Below are 16,774 nucleotides of genomic sequence, written 5' to 3' on the forward strand. Positions count from 1 at the left end.
AGCACCTCTGCTGTCAGAGGCGCTATCACACATTGTGTTTGGAATTACTGTTTTTCGACAGGAAGTCTTAGCGTAAAGGTTGTACTTTCGCCTAGTTTGCTTGAAGCTGAGATGGTCCCGTGATGCGACTCTACAATATTTTTAACAATCGCAAGCCCAAGTCCTGTTCCACCTGATTCTCCCCGTACACGCGCCTTATCAGCTTTGTAGAAGCGGTCGAATATATACGGCAGATCCTCTGGTGGAATTCCCACCCCTTCATCCTGAATTTTAATCTCAAGATAACGACGACCTTCTAATACACAAGTTCCTGTATGAACTGTGATTTTTTTGCCACCCTGTGTGTGGCGGAAAGCATTATCGAGTAAATTGGTTAGGACTTGTTCCAGTTTATCCTCATCCGCTGCCTTCAGAACAGCAATATCGCTCTGTTGCTGCAAGTGAAGATGGATATCGCGCTCTTTGGCACGTACAGAAAATTTACGGTAGACTCGTTCCAGCAGTTCATTCATGTCCACCTGAGCTTTCATCATATCCGTATGTCCGGCTTCCATTCGGGCAAGATCAAGCAAATCCTTAACCAGACGCCCCATACGCAGTGATTCGTCATGAATGACCTGGATCAGCTCACTGCTTTCTTCGGGGGATGAAGCCATCCCGTCCAATAAAGCCTCACTGTACCCTTGCATCATCGACAACGGAGTGCGTATTTCATGGGAGACGTTAGCAACGAAGTCTCTGCGCATCTTTTCCAGACGCACCTCTTCCGTCACATCCCGCAGTACAGCAACTACTCCCCGGATGCTGCCTTCAGAATATAATGGTGCCATATGAACAGACCAGACGCCCTGCCGCACATGTACATTGGAGCGGTCATCGCCACCTTGTTTCAGGGTGCTTAAAAATAAAGGACGCAGGGGAGGCGGAACACTGCTCTCAGCCGTTTCGGGATGGAGCTCAGCATCACTCGCATGTTCCCACTGCAAATCGCTCCAGCTCTCTAGCAGAGCTTGGCCGTGCGGATTGGTCAAAATAATCTGCCCTTCAATATCAAAGGTGATCACAGCATCGCTCATACTGCGCAGTACGCTAGATAAATGCCCCTTCTCATGATGCAGACTGCGAATATTCTCTTCAAGCTCCTCAGCCATATGGTTAAAGGAAGTCGCCAACTGGCCAATTTCATCACTTGTGACCAGCGTAAGCCTTGTTCCGTATTCTCCCCGGCGAATGTTATTCGCAGCTTCAATGACACGCTGCATCGGCTGAGTGATTTTGGTAAACAAAAATAACGCAAAAAATGTAGTCAAAGAAAATCCGATCATACAAGTATACATAAATAAACGTTTGATATCTCCGGAATTGGCAAAGTTACTGTCTATGTAGGGAAGCAAAAATAACCCCAAGGTAATAAGTACGACAGCGACCAGGCAGATGATCGTAACCCACAGTTTGCCGACAAGACTTCTCCAGAAGTTCACTTATTTAGGTACCTCTAGTTTGTAGCCTACGCCCCATACGGTCGTAATCATCGCTGCGGATTCCGGTGATACTTTATTCAGTTTTTCACGAAGGCGTTTTACGTGAGTATCTACAGTACGCAAATCTCCGAAAAATTCATAATTCCAGACATCCTTAAGCAGTTCTTCACGAGAAAATACTTTATCCGGCGAAATAGCCAAATAATGCAGAAGTTCATATTCTTTAGGTGTCAAACTCACTTCTTCACCACCAGCAGTCACACGGTGAGCATCATGCTCAATAATAAGATGAGTAAATACAATGTTATTGCTGGAATTGCTCTCCTTGGACAAGAAAGCAGTTGCCGAAGAACGGCGCATAATAGCCTTCACCCGGTAAATGACTTCACGTGGACTGAAGGGCTTCACAACGTAATCGTCTGCGCCCATCTCAAAGCCCTGAACACGGTTGATCTCTTCGCCTTTAGCTGTAAGCATTAACACCGGTGTTGACTTCACTCCTCTGAGTCTTGTCAGCACTTCCATCCCATCGATGCCAGGCAGCATAACATCCAGCAATATTAGACCGTAGTCATTTGCTGTTGCTTTACGAAGAGCGATTTCTCCGTCTTCCGCTTCATCGATTTCATAACCTTCTTTTTCAAGATACATCTTTAGCAGGCGGCGAATACGTTCCTCATCATCCACTACCAGAATTCTGTTTAAATGATCTGCCATTTCACTACAACCCCTTCATCAATACAGTAGAACGTAATCTTTAAACCATTGTGCAACGTTAACAGGTAAACTATGCTCAGTCCGTCCCCGCGTAAGAATGAAGTCCGGCGATGACTAAATTAACGCCAACCAGAGTAAACATTACGACCAGGAAGCCAAGCACAGCCAGCCAGGCAGATTTTCTTCCTTGCCATCCACGAGCCAAACGTAAATGAAGATAAGCGCTATAGAAGAGCCAAGTGACAAGCGCCCAGACTTCCTTAGGATCCCATCCCCAGAATCTTCCCCAAGCGATTTGCGCCCATATCATTGCAAAGATCAAAGCGCCTAATGTGAAAATAGGAAAGCCAATGGCTATCGCCCTATACGTAATCTCATCTAGATCGCCCTCATCAATTCCGTCCATCACTGGGTGTAAAGCAGTGCCCAGCGGTTTACGTACGATCAAGCGAAGAACTCCGTAGAGGATTAATCCGGAAAGGAGTGACCAAATTACAGTATTAAACTTCCGTCCAGCATTTACACCATTCATCCAAGATGGTGCCTCAAAGAGTGGTTCTTTTATGCCAAGAAACGACTGGAAGCTCTCAATTTCGCTATTGTGAGGTGCCACAATCGGCGGCATTCGATAACTCACTTTCTCTATTGTACTATTTTCCTGCCCGGGGCTGTCAATCGTAACGTTCGGACGGACAAAAACAGTTTCGTAGCCTGCTCCGCGGAATGCAAAAACAGAACCCAGAAACCCAATTATAACAATGATTGAAAAGAGAGTAAATTCGACCAGCCTCTGTTGCTTGCGATCCGCCTTCTCTTTACTGGAAAAATTGACTGTTCGCAGCAGATACATCAGTCCCGCCGCAAACCCTACTGCGAAGAAGGATTCACCTAGTGCAGCCAGTGTTACGTGAATCTTTAAATAGTTCGATTGAAGAGATGGAATCAGCGGCTGTACTTCCTGTGGAAATACTGCGGCATAAGCCATCACAATAATACTGATTGGAACTGCAAAGAGACCCAAGATTACCTTACGATAAATAGCGTACATCACAGTAAAGGCAACCATGACCATCATCGATAAAAAAGTCATGAACTCGTACATGTTGCTGACCGGAATATGCCCTGAGCCCGCCCAACGTGTAAAGAAATAAATAAGATGAAAGATAAGACCTATTGAAGAGAAAATAAAAGCAATTTTGCCCCAACGTGCGGTATGTTCCTCCGGCTTGCGGCCTGACCACTTGCGACCCATGATGGCGATAGTGAATAACATAAACGAACCGCTGTATAATAAAAATGCGGCAATAAAGACAGCGCTGCTGATGTCGAGCAAGCTCATGAAAGGCCTCCTCCATTATCTAATGATTTTTCATCGACTACCAGATCTACTTTTTCTAAAATAGAAACGATCTCACGGCGGAACCCGAACCAGTTCTTGTTCGTATGTCCTCCGAGGATAAGCTCCCCGTTAGCAACGGTAAGCCAGATACGTCTATGCTGCCAGTAGAAGCCAAGCACTAAACCCAGCATCACGATTGCTGCACCTAGCCATACAAACGGCATTGCACGATCAATACGTATATTCAAGTAAGTAGTCGATTCCGAAAAATCAACGTCGCTCATGTTGTCCACTTCAAGCTCAAGAAATCTATTGCTCCCGCCAAGCTTATCGTTAATGGCAGCCTGTTGAAACTGCGCCTTATCCACCTGTTTAGGAAAATAGAAATACTGCTGCCCTTCCGCCGGGAGATCCGGACCTTGTATCAGGAACAAAAAAGCAGGTGCATTCGGATAAGGTGATTTGGATATCGGCTGTCCATCCTCATTTAGACCAAAATCCATATACTTTTCTTTCAAAGTTAAAGTATAAGGACCCGCCTGAATTGCCCGCGGAGGATTCTTCATGTCCAGCTTAAATTTGCCGAACGCCTCGCCAGTGGTGGAATTCTTAAGCTCAGGCTGTACCGAACGCAGCACCGGGGTCAGATCATAATCAAACTGATACGCTTTCAATCCTTTATAATCCAAAGGTGAATTTACTTGGATATCATGTTTCGTCACCTCGGATAGCTGTGGTTCCTTCGATGGGTCTCCACAATCCGCGGTGCATTCATAAAGCACAGCTTGGGTCTGGAATAGCTTTGGAAGTATTTTTTTGCCTCGAAATTCCTCAGGCATCTCTTCCTCCGTATAAAACTCCACGGTGAATTTCTCATTTTTCAAATAATAGGTGGTGTCCGGAATCTGTGTGATCTCCCCTTGCGGGAAAGCAAGATGCTGATCCATGTTCAGTCCCGGCAATCCTCTTGCTAATACAGCAAGTAAAAAAATAATTAAGCCAATATGTATTACATAAGGTCCCCAGCGGCTGAAGCGATGTTTCTCTGCCAGCAGAGCTCCTCCATCCGTCTTCACGCGATAGCCCTTTTTACGCATTGGCTGAATTACCCGGGCTACCCAAGCTTCTGGTTCCTCTTGTACTTCAGTTACTAACACAGCTTTTTGCCGAGTTAAGAACTGACGATGTTTCCGAATCTTCTGCCTGGTTAAGGCCTTATAGAGCGGAAGTACTCGGTCCAAGCTACAGATCACAAGTGAAGCGCCGATCATTACGAGTAGAGTTACAAACCACCAGGATTCGTATGTATGTGAAAGTCCAAGTTTGTGATAAATATATCCGGCTGTTCCGTACTCTTGCTTGTAATAAATTGAGGCATCGATATTAAGAAAAGTACTCTCCTGCGGGAAAATCGTCCCTAACATAGAGCCTATAAGTGTCAACACGATCAGATAGATCGCTATTTTGACGGAAGAGAAAAAGTTCCACACCCGATCAATAATCCCCGGGTTAACGCGCTGAGAACGGCGAGCTACGCCATCGTAACGCATTTCCAAATTCTCGCCCCAGTCTGATTCTTTACCCAACGGCTTCCCGCATGCTTCGCATAAAACAGTGCCTACAGGGTTCTGGTGGCCACATTCACATTTGGTATTGGTTATAAATGCCTCGCGTTCACTCATCAATCCACCAGCTTCCCAATTTGATCATCAAGTGAATTCAAATCAAGCTGGCCGATATGAATGTTGTCAATTTTACCCTTGGAATTAATGAATAAGGTAGTTGGCAGCGGAGAAATACCATAACTTCGTACAGCATCACGTCCAGTGTCCATCAAAATCGGAAAATCGATGTTTACTTGCTTCACAAAATTCTCGACAGTCATCCGGTCTTCGCCCACATTAATGCCTAAGACCACTACGTCCTTGTCCTTCCATTTCTCCCATTGCGCTTGGAGAGCCGGCATTTCTTTGACACAAGGTGCACACCAAGAGCCCCAGAAATTAAGCACAATAGTCTTGCCCTTATATTCGTCTAGGGTATGAGCCAGACCGTCAAGCCCAAGCAAATCAAAGGAAGGTGCTTTGCTCCCTTCCTCTGGTTTGCCGCTTCCCCCAAATACAGAGGAACCGATGGCATAACCGCCCACTATAACAATTAGAAACAGAATCACGATTTGAATTGGTTTTCTTGCTTTACCCACACGTAAAGCCCCCTTCTGTGACGCAACTCATACTTATGTTGTAAGGTGTGAACATCCTATGAACATTATAGCGAATTTCGTCACAGCTTTAGGGGGTTTAATTGTGAATATTCTGTGTCTTTATGACTCTTTACGTGGAGTTCTTTCTTTAAGCAATCCTGCTTTGGCAATTTGCTGCAGATGGTTAATTTCATCCTTGGTCAAATGACGGTATGAGCCACGTTTGAGATTTTGCAGCATAATATCCCCGAATGAAATCCGTTTCAGACGGAGTACGGGGTGTGAAATCGCATCAAACATGCGTCGTACCTGACGATTACGTCCTTCGTGAATCGTGATGCTGATTACCGCTTCTTTATTTGCTTCATCAATATCCTTGTACTCTACTTCCGCAGGCGCTGTCATGCCATCTTCCAGCTTAATGCCAGCTTTCAGCTTGTCCAATGCAGTACCATGCGGTATACCCTTGACCGTAGCATGATACGTCTTAGGTACATGGTGCTTCGGATGGGTTAGCAAGTTAGCAAAGTCCCCATCATTTGTCAGCAGCAGCAAACCTTCCGTATCGTAATCGAGCCGGCCTACAGGGTAAACCCGTTCAGTAATTCCTTTTAGGTAGTCAGTTACAACCTTACGACCCTTTGGATCGGAAGCGCTTGTGATAACTCCCTTAGGTTTGTTGAACATAATATAGATTTTGTTCTCGCCCCGGATCAGTCTACCGGAAACTTTAATAATATCTGTTGCGGGGTCCACCTTCGTGCCAAGCGTAGTTACGAGTTCCCCGTTGACTTCCACTTTACCGGCCAAAATCATTTCTTCACACTTACGTCTGGACGCCACACCGGCCTGCGCCAAAATTTTCTGTAATCTTTCCATATTCGACTAGTCACCTCAGATCAATGATAACCATCAGAGGGATAAATCACAAGTTCATTCCAAGGAAAAAATGCTCCTGGGCAGGAATTATTGTGGGGTTCGATGATTAAAGGGGAGATTTGGTAGCGTTCTACTAATTCTAAAACGAGTTTAGCCGTTGCAAAAAGCTGCTCCTTCCTTCCGGATATTGGAGGATCGCCCACTTCCTTACCAAAATCACCTTCCAAACAAATATGAATATACTCCGGATCTGTCAGTAGCGGTGCTGCATAAATTGCGCCATCCACTCCTACCCAGAAGTCAAAACCTTTACCGTTAATGGATGTACAGCTAGAATGATGCAGAATAAAACCTTTATAGTTCATTGCGGAATGCCCCCCTCCACATTGCTGCAATAGCATATGTTCAGGGGGGCAATGGGGTGACTATCCAAATAATAGCAGACACACAGCGATCGCAGCGACAAAGCCGACAACATCGGAGAACAGACCAACCTTAAGCGCATAACGGCCATTCCGTACGCCTACAGCTCCAAAGTAAACGGTCAAAACATAAAGCGTTGTATCTGTGCTCCCCTGTATGGTGGAAGCAATCATACCAATTAAAGAATCCGGGCCATGCACACGGATCAGATCCGTAGTGTAGGCAAGCGACCCAGTCCCCGTAAGCGGCCGCAGAAGACCAAGCGGCAATACTTCGGCAGGAACACCAAGCCCCCGCAGGGCTGGGGATATGAAGCCCATAAAAAAGTCCAGCGCACCGGAAGCGCGAAAAACACTGATCGCAACCAGCATCCCCACAAGATGAGGAATAATCGCAATGGCCGTGCCAAACCCATCTTTCGCACCTTCAACAAAGGATTCGTAGACTGGCACCTTGCGCGTAAAAGCATAGAGCGGGATGAACGTGATCATGACCGGAATCGCCCATGCCGATATGAGACTGATAAACTGGTACAAATCACGTTCACCCTTTCAATGAGGAATGAGGGAGTGTTGTCTTCGCCAAAGGAGGAACCCCGGACTTTGCTGAAGGGGGCTTCGGCGGTTTGCGCAGTAAAGTCAGCCTTCGGAAAAACCGGTCTGCCGCAATCGCTGCAAGTGTAGCCACGGCCGTTGCTGCAAGGGTTGTACCTACAATGCCTGCGGGATCGGCTGAACCATAGTTTAACCGGATGGCAATCAGTGTGGCCGGGATAAGCGTAATGCTTGCTGTGTTAAGCGCTAGAAGAGTACACATGGCTGGTGTGGCGGTCTCTTTATCAGGGTTAAGCTTTTGCAGCTCCTGCATCGCCTTGATGCCCATTGGCGTTGCGGCATTGCCTAGTCCCAGCAGATTAGCACTCATATTGGAGAGAATATATCCAATGGCAGGATGCCCTTTCGGCACATCAGGGAATAAAAAAGCTACGACAGGGCCAAGCACCTTGGCAATCTTTTTAAGCAAACCTGCATCTTCTGCTATCTTCATGATCCCAAGCCAGAACACAAGCACACTGATTAAGCCAAAACTAACCGTTACCCCACTCTTGGCTCCGTCGAATACGGCGGCTGTAAACTCATCCATTCTGCCGTTAACGGCGGCGAACAGAAAACCGATGATGATCATTCCTAGCCAAATCCCGTTAATCATGGATACGCCTCCTTCTTCATTCATCAGCCCATTTTCTTATTTCGAACTCGCTCCCATTTCAAATAGAGCTTTCAGCGCACTGCCCAGCGCCTGGAACCAATTGTTTGCCGGATAAGACTGGGCTAGTGTGGGACTATACTTTTTCATATAAGCAGATTGCTCAGGAGGCAGATTCTCAGGAGTATACACCGGCACGCGACCTATTTCTTTTCCGCCCAGCTCCAGCACAAGCGCCCCTTGCAATCCAAAATTTGCTCGCGTAGCTTCGGCTGAGACCGTTTCCTTCTGATTCAAAACAAGTTTCGTGATCACTCTATTTTGTTCACCTTGTCCAAGTGGATAAGCAAAGGTTTTGGAGGTTACAAAGTTATAGCCCGTCACGGCATCACCACGTTCGATCAGTGTTTTGAGCGGATAGTGATTAAACCCGAAGTTTAGCAGGGAAGCATGATCATTCCAGTCATCGCCGTCATTTATAGTAACTGCAACAAGCTGCTGGCCGTTTCTGGTGGCAGAGCTGACAAGGCAGCGCAGTGCTTTTTTGGTATAACCTGTCTTTACACCGTCCGCTCCCTCGTATAAATACAGCATCTTATTTTTGTTTCTCCATTTGTAATCCCATTTCTCATTTGGATTGTCTGCAGTTTTCTCCTGCGTCTTCACAATTTCTTTAAATACAGGATTATGAAGAGCATAAGCGGTCAGAACAGCCAAGTCGTTGGCACTTGAATAATGCCCTTCAGCGTCAAGACCATGGGGATTAGCAAAATGAGTATGGGTTAGCCCTAGCTCCTCAGCCTTAGCGTTCATCAGGTATACAAAACCTTCTTCAGAACCACCGATATGCTCTGCGATCGCCGTTGCTGCATCATTCCCTGAGCGCAGCATCAGGCCATACAGCATATTTTCCAGCGTCATCTCTTCTCCCTGCTGCAAGTAAATAGAAGAGCCTTCTTTCGCATAGGCATTTTTTCCTACTTTGACTTTAGAGGCTAAATCACCATTCTCAATGGCGACGAGGGCGGTCATAATTTTGGTCAAGCTGGCAATAAGCATAGGCTCATCCCCACGGCTGCTGTACAAAATACGCCCGGATTCCACATCAATCAGTGCCGCTGCTCTTGCATGTGTAGAGATAGAGCTGTTCTCGGCCTGAATTGAAGATAGCGGCGCCAGAAGCAGCAGCGAAAGGCACAATATTAAGGCGAATGGCCATTTACGGGTTATTGTCTTCATGTTCATCCTCCGGCTTCTTATCGGATCTTAAGTAAAAGTGTTTATGTTGTACAAGTGTATGCGGACCAGCCTTAGGGTATGTCCACTCCTTGGGATGTTCCACACAAAATATCCCCACAATGTGAGGCCTTGCTTCGATATTTTTTCAGGTAATTTGCGGGGACCAAAATATACTTTCTGATACGTCAAAAAAGGGACACCGCCTGATGTATGGCGATATCCCCGAGGCTATTTGTAGAATTATGTGTACCTAATGAGTTGAAGATTGAGATGTACTTGGATCGGTTTTAACAGGTGCTGCTGCTGGTGTGGCAGGTGTTGGCGGCGTTTGAGCTGCAGCATTGCTGGTTTGGAACATGGTTTGAATTTTGTCGATGAGCCCTGGTGTTGCGTCGATGATTTTTTCGAATAGGTGAGTTTGATTGTCCAGAGGGACAATATTCACTCCATCCTTACCTACCACTAAAAAAGCGATCGGTCGAATGGAGACGCCTCCCCCGCTACCTCCACCAAATGGAAGCATTTTGACTCCACCTTGGGAGCTTGAACCACTTATAGAATCTTCTACTCGATAATCACTACCACCAGCAGCAAATCCAAAGGCAACTTTACTGATAGGCAGGATGATGCTGCCGTCAGGAGTTTGTACTGGATCTCCGACAATGGTATTCACATCTACCATGCCCTTGATATTTTCCATCGCTGTTTGCATTAGGCCTTGAATAGGATGGTCGCTCATATTGTTTCCTCCTTTAATTGAGTACGATTTCTCTTTCTTCTACAGCGTATATCATCCCCACTTCCGCCCATTTGTATGTAACTTTCATTTTAAACTTTCCCATGTGGCTCCTGACGCATCTGTTTCAGCAGATTTCTCCAATGGCCGATCCCACCTTTTTCACGCAAGACACGCCGAGATAGCCGCATTAAGGCATACAAAGTATAGCCGACTGAGATTTTCCCCTTACAGACAAACTCCATTGCAAAACAAAGCTCATCTTCAAAAACAGGCTTAACAAAAATTCGAGGGTGCTGCTGCAATTTCACCCACTGCGAAATAAAACCAACAATACTCCACTTCAGGCCCCAAACCGCTCCCGATGCGGTCGCAGTATCTGCTGCATCACCAAGAGAGAAATCGGTGGACCAATCGAGCTTTGATATTTTCACATGAGCTACAGTCTCTTTTAACCATTCCTTCAACCCGCGTGTAGATTTTACAGCTTGGTTAACATTGTCGCGCCAGTGCATTACTCTTTCTTTATCGAATATCTCTTCTTTTACGGTATCTACACCTGTCGTCGCAGTCCCTGTCTCTTTAAACTTTCCCCACACACCCTGCTCCAATCCCTTAAAAACCAATTGGGGAAGTTCATAGTGAAGCTTTATCAGACCAAAAAGAGAGGTAATATCTAATTCGAGCAGGTCATTTTTTCCATGTTTATAACACCGTATGCGGAAATCGATAGATGAAGACAGGACCAGGATCAGTGCCAGCACAAGCAAAACGAGGGGAATTGCAAGCCATAACGTCACGTATTTACCTCCAAGAAACCTTAATAATGGGAACCTTTGGTTTAGTATGGCAATTTAAGCTGGAAAAAATTCGGGGTTTGCATAAAAAATATGAGCTTAAATAAAAATAGGGACTGTCCCAAACCACATAAATGGTTTAAGGGCAGTCCCTTCAATACAATTATTAGCGTTCTCGTACGAACTAAGGCAGCTCGACATCCTCAAACGTCATTTGAGTATCCAGCTTATTGAACAATAGCTGCGTCTCTTCTTCCAAATTATCCGTGGACTCAAAGTTCGTTGGTTCCGGCAGATCCTTTAGACTGGCAAGACCAAAGCTCTCCAAGAAGGATTTAGTCGTCCCGTACAGAATTGGCCGGCCTACCGCTTCCGCACGACCAATCTCATGAATCAAATCCTTGTTATTCAGCGTATGAATTGCGCGTTCCGACTTCACACCCCGGATTTCTTCAATCTCCACCCGCGTAATCGGTTGGCGATAAGCCACGATTGCGAGAGTCTCTAAGGCAGCCTGAGACAAGGTTGATCTGGATGGTGAATAGGCCAGACGCTCAAAATAGTGGGCATGATCAGGCAATGTAGCCAGCCGATAGTTCCCGGCAATTTGCACTACCTGTAAGCCCCGCTCCTGTGCTACATAATCTTCTTTCAGTTCCTCTAATGCTCCGGCCGCAAGCTCTGGGCGCTGTTCCGTAATTTCAGCCACTTGGCGTACAGAGATTCCTTCATCCCCTGATAGAAACAGCAGGCCCTCAATAATCGATTTCAGCGTTTTGTAATCCATTGAAGTGTTCTCCTCCTCTCCACTCCATTACGATGTCATCAAACAATTTCTCTTGGTAGCAAAAAATCGCCTTCATTTTCATCAGTTCCAGAATCGCAAGAAAAGTAACTACGATTTCGTGCCGTGCCATTTCATCGTGAAGCAGTGCCGAGAAATGCAACTTACCGCCTGTTCCTCTGCGCTGCAGCGCATCTGATACATCACGTATACGATCTTTTACCGATATTTCATCCCGGGTAATCCGCTGGTAAGAAGACCTTCTGGCAGCCTTACTTAGCGCTTTACGAAAAGCGGCTATTAAGTCTGAGGTATGTAGTCCTTTTAGCGTTTGATCAATCTCTTCTGGCACGAATGGACCCAAATCCTCAGGCTCCTTCGTAAAAATCAAGCTCCGCTCGCTCTCCATATCCATTAGATGTACAGCAATACTCTTGAACTTACGATACTCAATCAGTCGCTGAACAAGTTCAGCTCGTGGATCAAATTCATCCTCTTCGTAATATTCAAAATCATCGATCTCAATGACCGGTGGTTTGGGCAGCAATAGCTTGCTCTTTATAGATAAAAGGGTAGCGGCCATCACGAGAAATTCACTCGTAATATCCAATTCAAGCTCCTGCATGCTACGCAGGTATTCCATATACTGTTCGGTGATCTCGGCGACCGGAATGTCCTGGATGTCGATTTCCGCCTTATCAATTAAATGCAAGAGCAGATCCAGCGGACCTTCAAACGTCTCCAGCTTGTACAATACAGTCACGAAGCATCCTCCCGCCAAAAAAAGTAAAGTGCAGCGCCCGTCTGGACGCTACACAAGTAGAAAGGGCTCTTATAATCCATGCTTTCTTCTTATACTATAAATAAGCACGAATTCGACTGATTCGTCAATAGCTGACTTACTTAAACAGTTTGTTAAGATTCGCCATTTCAATCGCAGCAGTCGCAGCATCCCAACCTTTATTGCCTGCTTTAGTTCCTGAACGCTCGATGGCCTGTTCAATATTTTCAGTAGTAACTACGCCAAAAATGGTTGGCACGCCGGTCTTAAGATTGATAGCGGCTACTCCTTTGGCAACTTCATTACATACATAATCATAGTGTGTAGTGGAACCACGGATAACCGTTCCTAAGGTAATTACAGCGTCGTATTTGCCGCTTTCAGCCATTTTTTGCGCGATCAATGGAATTTCAAATACCCCTGGAACCCAAGCAACATCCACTTCATCATCACCGACACCATGGCGTTTAAAGGCATCGAGTGCACCTGACAAAAGCTTGCTGGTAATAAATTCATTAAAACGTCCTACAACAACTCCGTATTTTAACCCCTCAGAAACTAAGTGTCCTTCTAAATATTTCGGCATATCCATCATCTACCCTTCGTTTTTTATAATGTATGGTTAAGCTTTCGAATCCTCATTTTGTTCAATATCGTCAAAAGACAGCATATGTCCAAGCTTCGCTTGCTTCGTGTGGAGATAGTTGGTATTGTCCTTGTTCTCCGGCATTTGTATCGGCACGCGCTCAACGACTTCCAATCCATAACCCTCCAGCCCTTTGATCTTACGCGGGTTGTTCGTGAGCAGACGGATTTGGCGCACACCCAGATCCTTCAGAATCTGTGCTCCAATTCCATAGTCACGCAGATCTGCTGGAAAACCAAGCTTTAGATTCGCATCTACAGTGTCAAGTCCTTCCTCTTGCAGCTTGTAAGCCCGAAGCTTATTGATAAGGCCAATGCCTCTGCCTTCTTGGCGCATATAGAGTAACACGCCCCTTCCGGCAGTTTCGATCTGCCGCAGTGCAGCTTCAAATTGCGGGCCGCAATCACAGCGATGGGAGTGGAATACATCACCAGTCAGGCATTCGGAATGTACACGTACAAGCACTGGCTCATCGCCGGAAATATCGCCTTTTACCAAAGCTACATGCTCTTTATCATCGACTTCATTTGTATAAGCAATGGTCTGGAAATCCCCAAAATCGGTAGGAAGACGTACTGAAACCTCGCGAGTAACGAGTTGTTCTTTTTCATTGCGATAATGAATAAGATCCTTGATACTGATCAGCTTAAGATCATGCTTGCGGGCAATTTCGATTAGATCAGGTAAGCGGGCCATTGAGCCATCTTCCTTGATAATCTCGCAAATGACACTGGCTGGATAAGCGCCACACATCCGCGCTAGATCAACAGCAGCCTCCGTATGTCCGGAGCGGCGCAGAACGCCACCTTTTTTCGCAATCAGCGGGAACATATGCCCCGGTCTGCGGAAATCAGCAGGTTTCGCTTTTGGATCGATCATGGCCTTAACGGTCAAAGATCTTTCCCCCGCAGAGATCCCAGTGGTTGTATCAATATGGTCAACAGATACGGTAAAAGCCGTACCGTGATTATCGGTATTGTGGGTTACCATGGCTTGCAGTTCAAGTTCTGCCGCACGCTCCTGGGTAATAGGCATACAAACCAATCCACGTCCCTCAGTAATCATAAAATTGATGACCTCTGGTGTCGCCCGTTCAGCAAGGGCTATAAAATCCCCTTCATTCTCACGATCTTCATCATCCACTACAATGATGACTTTACCGCGCATTAAGTCATAAATCGCATCTTCAATCGGATCCAAGACACTTTCCTTTTTCGATTGCTCGCTCATGATCCTATCCTCCTAAAAGCTTTACGAAAGATTATTCCCTTCTTCGTAAGCAAACTCTTTATTTAAACAAACCCGTTCGCCGCCAAGAAATCATGACTAATCCCGGAGCTGCTCTCGCCTTCTTCATCTTGGGCGGCTGAGCCATAATGCAACAGATGATCTACATATTTGCCAAGTACATCACACTCGATATTCACATTATCCCCGGCCCGTTTGTGCGTCAGTACTGTTTCCCCTAACGTATGCGGAATAATGGACACTGCCAGCGATGAGGCCGTAGTCTTCACTACAGTTAAACTAATGCCGTCGATCGTGATCGATCCCTTAGGGATAATATATTTAAATAGTGATTTACGATCCGGTGCAATCTCGAATACGACAGCATTTTGATCACGTTTTACACTCTTAATAATGCCAGTGCCATCAACATGTCCTTGAACAATATGTCCTCCAAAACGCCCGCCAGCTGCCATCGCTCGTTCCAGATTCATCCGGCTGCCGGGCTTCAGTTCCTTCAGGTTGCTATTCCGGTAGGTCTGCGGCATTACATCCACTGTAAAGGAATGATCGCCCAAAGTTGTCGCCGTAAGGCAAACCCCATTGACGGACACACTGTCACCGATTTTTAGATCATCCATGATGACCGAAGCGGCAATATTCAGCACCATCATTTCCCCACCGGCGGAGACACTGCGCAAAACACCAACCTCTTCAATTAATCCGGTGAACATGATATCCCTCCTAAAAAGCATTACTTCCTCAAATTCACTTCGCTTAAAACTTTTTTAGCGTACCGGAGTACCGCTGATACATACATTATCTCCTAGCACTTTTACTTCCAATCCTTCAAGTGAGATCGCATCCTTCATCAGCTCTACACCCGGGAATACGAAAGTCCCTTTCGCTTCTGTACCACCACCGACAATTTTTGGAGCGAAGAAGAGAATAACACGATCCACTAGCCCGCTTTCCAGCATCGCACCGTTCAGCGTTCCCCCGCCTTCAAGCAAAATAGAGCCAATTTCCATTTCGCCAAGGGATATCATGGCCGCCTTCAGATCCACTCTTGGACCTGCTCCGCATACAACGATTTGAACACCTGCTTTCAGCAGTGCAGCCTTCTTAGCAGGATCTGCAGCATCGGTTGTTACAATAAGTGTAGGCGCTAGACCATCACATACAACTGCCGAATCCAGAGGAATACGTAGCCCGGAATCAATGATGATCCGCGTTGGGTTAATGCCAGGCACTTCTGTTCTTGTTGTCAGAGAGGGATTATCAGCAATCACTGTATTCACACCAACCATGATGCCCTGATGCCGATGCCGCAGCGTATGTACGATCTCCCGCGCTTCCCCATTCGAAATCCATTTACTGTCACCAGATTTGGTAGCCAGATTGCCATCAAGCGTGCTAGCACTCTTCAGCGTAACAAAAGGTTGTTTTGTCAAAATATATTTGATAAAACGCTCATTCAATCGAAACGCGCGATCACGCAGCAAACCAACTTCGACCTCAATCCCTTGGTCACGCAGCATTTGGATTCCTCTTCCTGCCACCTGAGGGTTCGGGTCTTCACAAGCAACTACAACCCTAGCTACCCCTTCATCGATCAGCCTTTGGCTGCAAGGTGGAGTTTTTCCATAATGGCTGCACGGTTCTAGTGTGACATATGCCGTACTGCCCTGTGCCTGCCCAGCTGCCATATTCAAAGCGTGCACCTCGGCATGCCCCGTACCGCGCTGCAAATGAGTTCCGAGTCCAATCATTGCTCCATTCTTCACCACAACGCAGCCAACAACAGGGTTAATTCCCGTTTGCCCTTGGGCACGTTCTGCCATGTCCAGTGCTAGCGACATATAAAACTCATCATTCATGTTCTCCATCTCTTCCTCCTATCCACTGCTGTCTATTCTTAAGCTAAAAAAAACAGAAAAACCCATCTCATTCTCCAGGAGGAGTTCAAGATGGGTTATGCGAGAGTTAATCGGCAGTCCAAATAAAAGTGTGCTTAAATAGCCGTCAATCGACGGGTATTGTGAAATATCGCACATAATTATATGAAAACACTGCGATCCGCCAGTCCATTGCAGACAAGCGGTCAACCTCTCCTTCTTCCATCCAGACTATACTGTCGGTCCCGGAATTTCACCAGGTCCACCGTTCGCGTCAACAACGCGAGCCGGGTAGCGGACTGAGCACTGTAGATGAACTTAATAAGTTACTTCTACAACAGCATCACCGCCGGTAGGGAATTACACCCTGCCCTGAAGGATTGATCCTTTATTTAATTGAGGTTCAAGTTTTCCTTAC

18 protein-coding genes and 1 riboswitch are annotated in these 16,774 nt (G+C 46.2%); all 18 genes read right to left on the minus strand.

The window, feature by feature from the left end:
- Positions 1-44: 44 nt before the first annotated feature.
- The 18 genes from NSS82_RS22765 to ribD all read right to left on the minus strand — a co-directional run bounded on the left by NSS82_RS22765 (position 45) and on the right by ribD (position 16,347).
- Positions 45-1,481, minus strand: coding sequence for an ATP-binding protein (locus tag NSS82_RS22765; RefSeq protein WP_076101492.1), 1,437 nt, complete (start codon positions 1,479-1,481; stop codon positions 45-47).
- Positions 1,482-2,198, minus strand: a complete 717-nt coding sequence (locus tag NSS82_RS22770; RefSeq protein ID WP_036676174.1) for a response regulator transcription factor — start codon at positions 2,196-2,198, stop codon at positions 1,482-1,484.
- Positions 2,199-2,274: 76 nt separating this feature from the next.
- On the minus strand, positions 2,275-3,537 hold the full coding sequence (ccsA, locus tag NSS82_RS22775; RefSeq protein WP_036676173.1) for a cytochrome c biogenesis protein CcsA: 1,263 nt from the start codon (positions 3,535-3,537) through the stop codon (positions 2,275-2,277).
- A complete protein-coding gene (gene resB / locus NSS82_RS22780) occupies positions 3,534-5,219 on the minus strand; it encodes a cytochrome c biogenesis protein ResB (protein WP_038572442.1) in 1,686 nt (561 codons plus the stop codon). Before resB ends, ccsA begins: the two co-directional genes overlap by 4 nt.
- Positions 5,219-5,740, minus strand: a complete 522-nt coding sequence (locus tag NSS82_RS22785) for a redoxin domain-containing protein (RefSeq protein WP_038572444.1) — start codon at positions 5,738-5,740, stop codon at positions 5,219-5,221. Before NSS82_RS22785 ends, resB begins: the two co-directional genes overlap by 1 nt.
- 120 nt (positions 5,741-5,860) lie before the next feature.
- On the minus strand, positions 5,861-6,619 hold the full coding sequence (locus NSS82_RS22790; RefSeq protein WP_036676166.1) for a pseudouridine synthase: 759 nt from the start codon (positions 6,617-6,619) through the stop codon (positions 5,861-5,863).
- A 20-nt stretch (positions 6,620-6,639) separates the two neighbouring features.
- Complete coding sequence (locus NSS82_RS22795; RefSeq protein ID WP_036676164.1) at positions 6,640-6,984, minus strand: N-acetylmuramoyl-L-alanine amidase; 345 nt, start codon at positions 6,982-6,984, stop codon at positions 6,640-6,642.
- 60 nt (positions 6,985-7,044) lie between these two features.
- Positions 7,045-7,578, minus strand: a complete 534-nt coding sequence (locus tag NSS82_RS22800) for a spore maturation protein (protein ID WP_036676158.1) — start codon at positions 7,576-7,578, stop codon at positions 7,045-7,047.
- Positions 7,579-7,585: 7 nt separating this feature from the next.
- A complete protein-coding gene (locus NSS82_RS22805; RefSeq protein WP_076273540.1) occupies positions 7,586-8,251 on the minus strand; it encodes a nucleoside recognition domain-containing protein in 666 nt (221 codons plus the stop codon).
- Between the two features lie 36 nt (positions 8,252-8,287).
- Entirely contained in the window at positions 8,288-9,487 is a 1,200-nt protein-coding gene (locus NSS82_RS22810) for a D-alanyl-D-alanine carboxypeptidase family protein (protein ID WP_178420405.1), read from the minus strand.
- 250 nt (positions 9,488-9,737) lie between these two features.
- Complete coding sequence (gene ytfJ, locus NSS82_RS22815) at positions 9,738-10,226, minus strand: GerW family sporulation protein (RefSeq protein ID WP_036676154.1); 489 nt, start codon at positions 10,224-10,226, stop codon at positions 9,738-9,740.
- A gap of 89 nt (positions 10,227-10,315) precedes the next feature.
- The gene (locus NSS82_RS22820; protein WP_076101497.1) at positions 10,316-11,023 is read right to left on the minus strand and encodes a DUF2953 domain-containing protein; all 708 of its coding nucleotides are present in this window, start codon (positions 11,021-11,023) and stop codon (positions 10,316-10,318) included.
- 181 nt (positions 11,024-11,204) lie between these two features.
- Positions 11,205-11,807, minus strand: a complete 603-nt coding sequence (scpB, locus tag NSS82_RS22825; protein ID WP_341109900.1) for an SMC-Scp complex subunit ScpB — start codon at positions 11,805-11,807, stop codon at positions 11,205-11,207.
- A complete protein-coding gene (locus NSS82_RS22830; protein ID WP_036676147.1) occupies positions 11,776-12,567 on the minus strand; it encodes a segregation and condensation protein A in 792 nt (263 codons plus the stop codon). Before NSS82_RS22830 ends, scpB begins: the two co-directional genes overlap by 32 nt.
- Positions 12,568-12,703: 136 nt before the next feature.
- Entirely contained in the window at positions 12,704-13,171 is a 468-nt protein-coding gene (ribH, locus tag NSS82_RS22835; protein ID WP_036676377.1) for a 6,7-dimethyl-8-ribityllumazine synthase, read from the minus strand.
- A 36-nt stretch (positions 13,172-13,207) separates the two neighbouring features.
- On the minus strand, positions 13,208-14,461 hold the full coding sequence (locus NSS82_RS22840; RefSeq protein WP_051490904.1) for a bifunctional 3,4-dihydroxy-2-butanone-4-phosphate synthase/GTP cyclohydrolase II: 1,254 nt from the start codon (positions 14,459-14,461) through the stop codon (positions 13,208-13,210).
- A gap of 62 nt (positions 14,462-14,523) precedes the next feature.
- Positions 14,524-15,192: a riboflavin synthase gene (locus NSS82_RS22845; protein WP_076273539.1), complete on the minus strand. Its 669-nt coding sequence runs from the start codon at positions 15,190-15,192 to the stop codon at positions 14,524-14,526.
- Between the two features lie 54 nt (positions 15,193-15,246).
- A complete protein-coding gene (gene ribD, locus NSS82_RS22850) occupies positions 15,247-16,347 on the minus strand; it encodes a bifunctional diaminohydroxyphosphoribosylaminopyrimidine deaminase/5-amino-6-(5-phosphoribosylamino)uracil reductase RibD (protein ID WP_076141322.1) in 1,101 nt (366 codons plus the stop codon).
- Positions 16,348-16,566: 219 nt separating this feature from the next.
- A riboswitch (FMN riboswitch) is annotated at positions 16,567-16,740 on the minus strand.
- Positions 16,741-16,774: the final 34 nt, after the last annotated feature.

It is taken from the genome of Paenibacillus sp. FSL H7-0735, assembly GCF_038008505.1.
GTDB classification, from domain to species: Bacteria; Bacillota; Bacilli; order Paenibacillales; family Paenibacillaceae; genus Paenibacillus_AQ; species Paenibacillus_AQ odorifer.

Excerpts from the sequence above, each read along its gene's own strand:
- NSS82_RS22770 (WP_036676174.1), bottom strand. The coding sequence starts at position 2,198 with ATGGCAGATCATTTAAACAGAATTCTGGTAGTGGATGATGAGGAACGT.
- ccsA (WP_036676173.1), bottom strand. The coding sequence starts at position 3,537 with ATGAGCTTGCTCGACATCAGCAGCGCTGTCTTTATTGCCGCATTTTTA.
- resB (WP_038572442.1), bottom strand. The coding sequence starts at position 5,219 with ATGAGTGAACGCGAGGCATTTATAACCAATACCAAATGTGAATGTGGC.
- NSS82_RS22790 (WP_036676166.1), bottom strand. The coding sequence starts at position 6,619 with ATGGAAAGATTACAGAAAATTTTGGCGCAGGCCGGTGTGGCGTCCAGA.
- NSS82_RS22795 (WP_036676164.1), bottom strand. The coding sequence starts at position 6,984 with ATGAACTATAAAGGTTTTATTCTGCATCATTCTAGCTGTACATCCATT.
- NSS82_RS22805 (WP_076273540.1), bottom strand. The coding sequence starts at position 8,251 with ATGATTAACGGGATTTGGCTAGGAATGATCATCATCGGTTTTCTGTTC.
- NSS82_RS22810 (WP_178420405.1), bottom strand. The coding sequence starts at position 9,487 with ATGAAGACAATAACCCGTAAATGGCCATTCGCCTTAATATTGTGCCTT.
- ytfJ (WP_036676154.1), bottom strand. The coding sequence starts at position 10,226 with ATGAGCGACCATCCTATTCAAGGCCTAATGCAAACAGCGATGGAAAAT.
- scpB (WP_341109900.1), bottom strand. The coding sequence starts at position 11,807 with ATGGATTACAAAACGCTGAAATCGATTATTGAGGGCCTGCTGTTTCTA.
- ribH (WP_036676377.1), bottom strand. The coding sequence starts at position 13,171 with ATGCCGAAATATTTAGAAGGACACTTAGTTTCTGAGGGGTTAAAATAC.
- NSS82_RS22840 (WP_051490904.1), bottom strand. The coding sequence starts at position 14,461 with ATGAGCGAGCAATCGAAAAAGGAAAGTGTCTTGGATCCGATTGAAGAT.
- NSS82_RS22845 (WP_076273539.1), bottom strand. The coding sequence starts at position 15,192 with ATGTTCACCGGATTAATTGAAGAGGTTGGTGTTTTGCGCAGTGTCTCC.
- ribD (WP_076141322.1), bottom strand. The coding sequence starts at position 16,347 with ATGGAGAACATGAATGATGAGTTTTATATGTCGCTAGCACTGGACATG.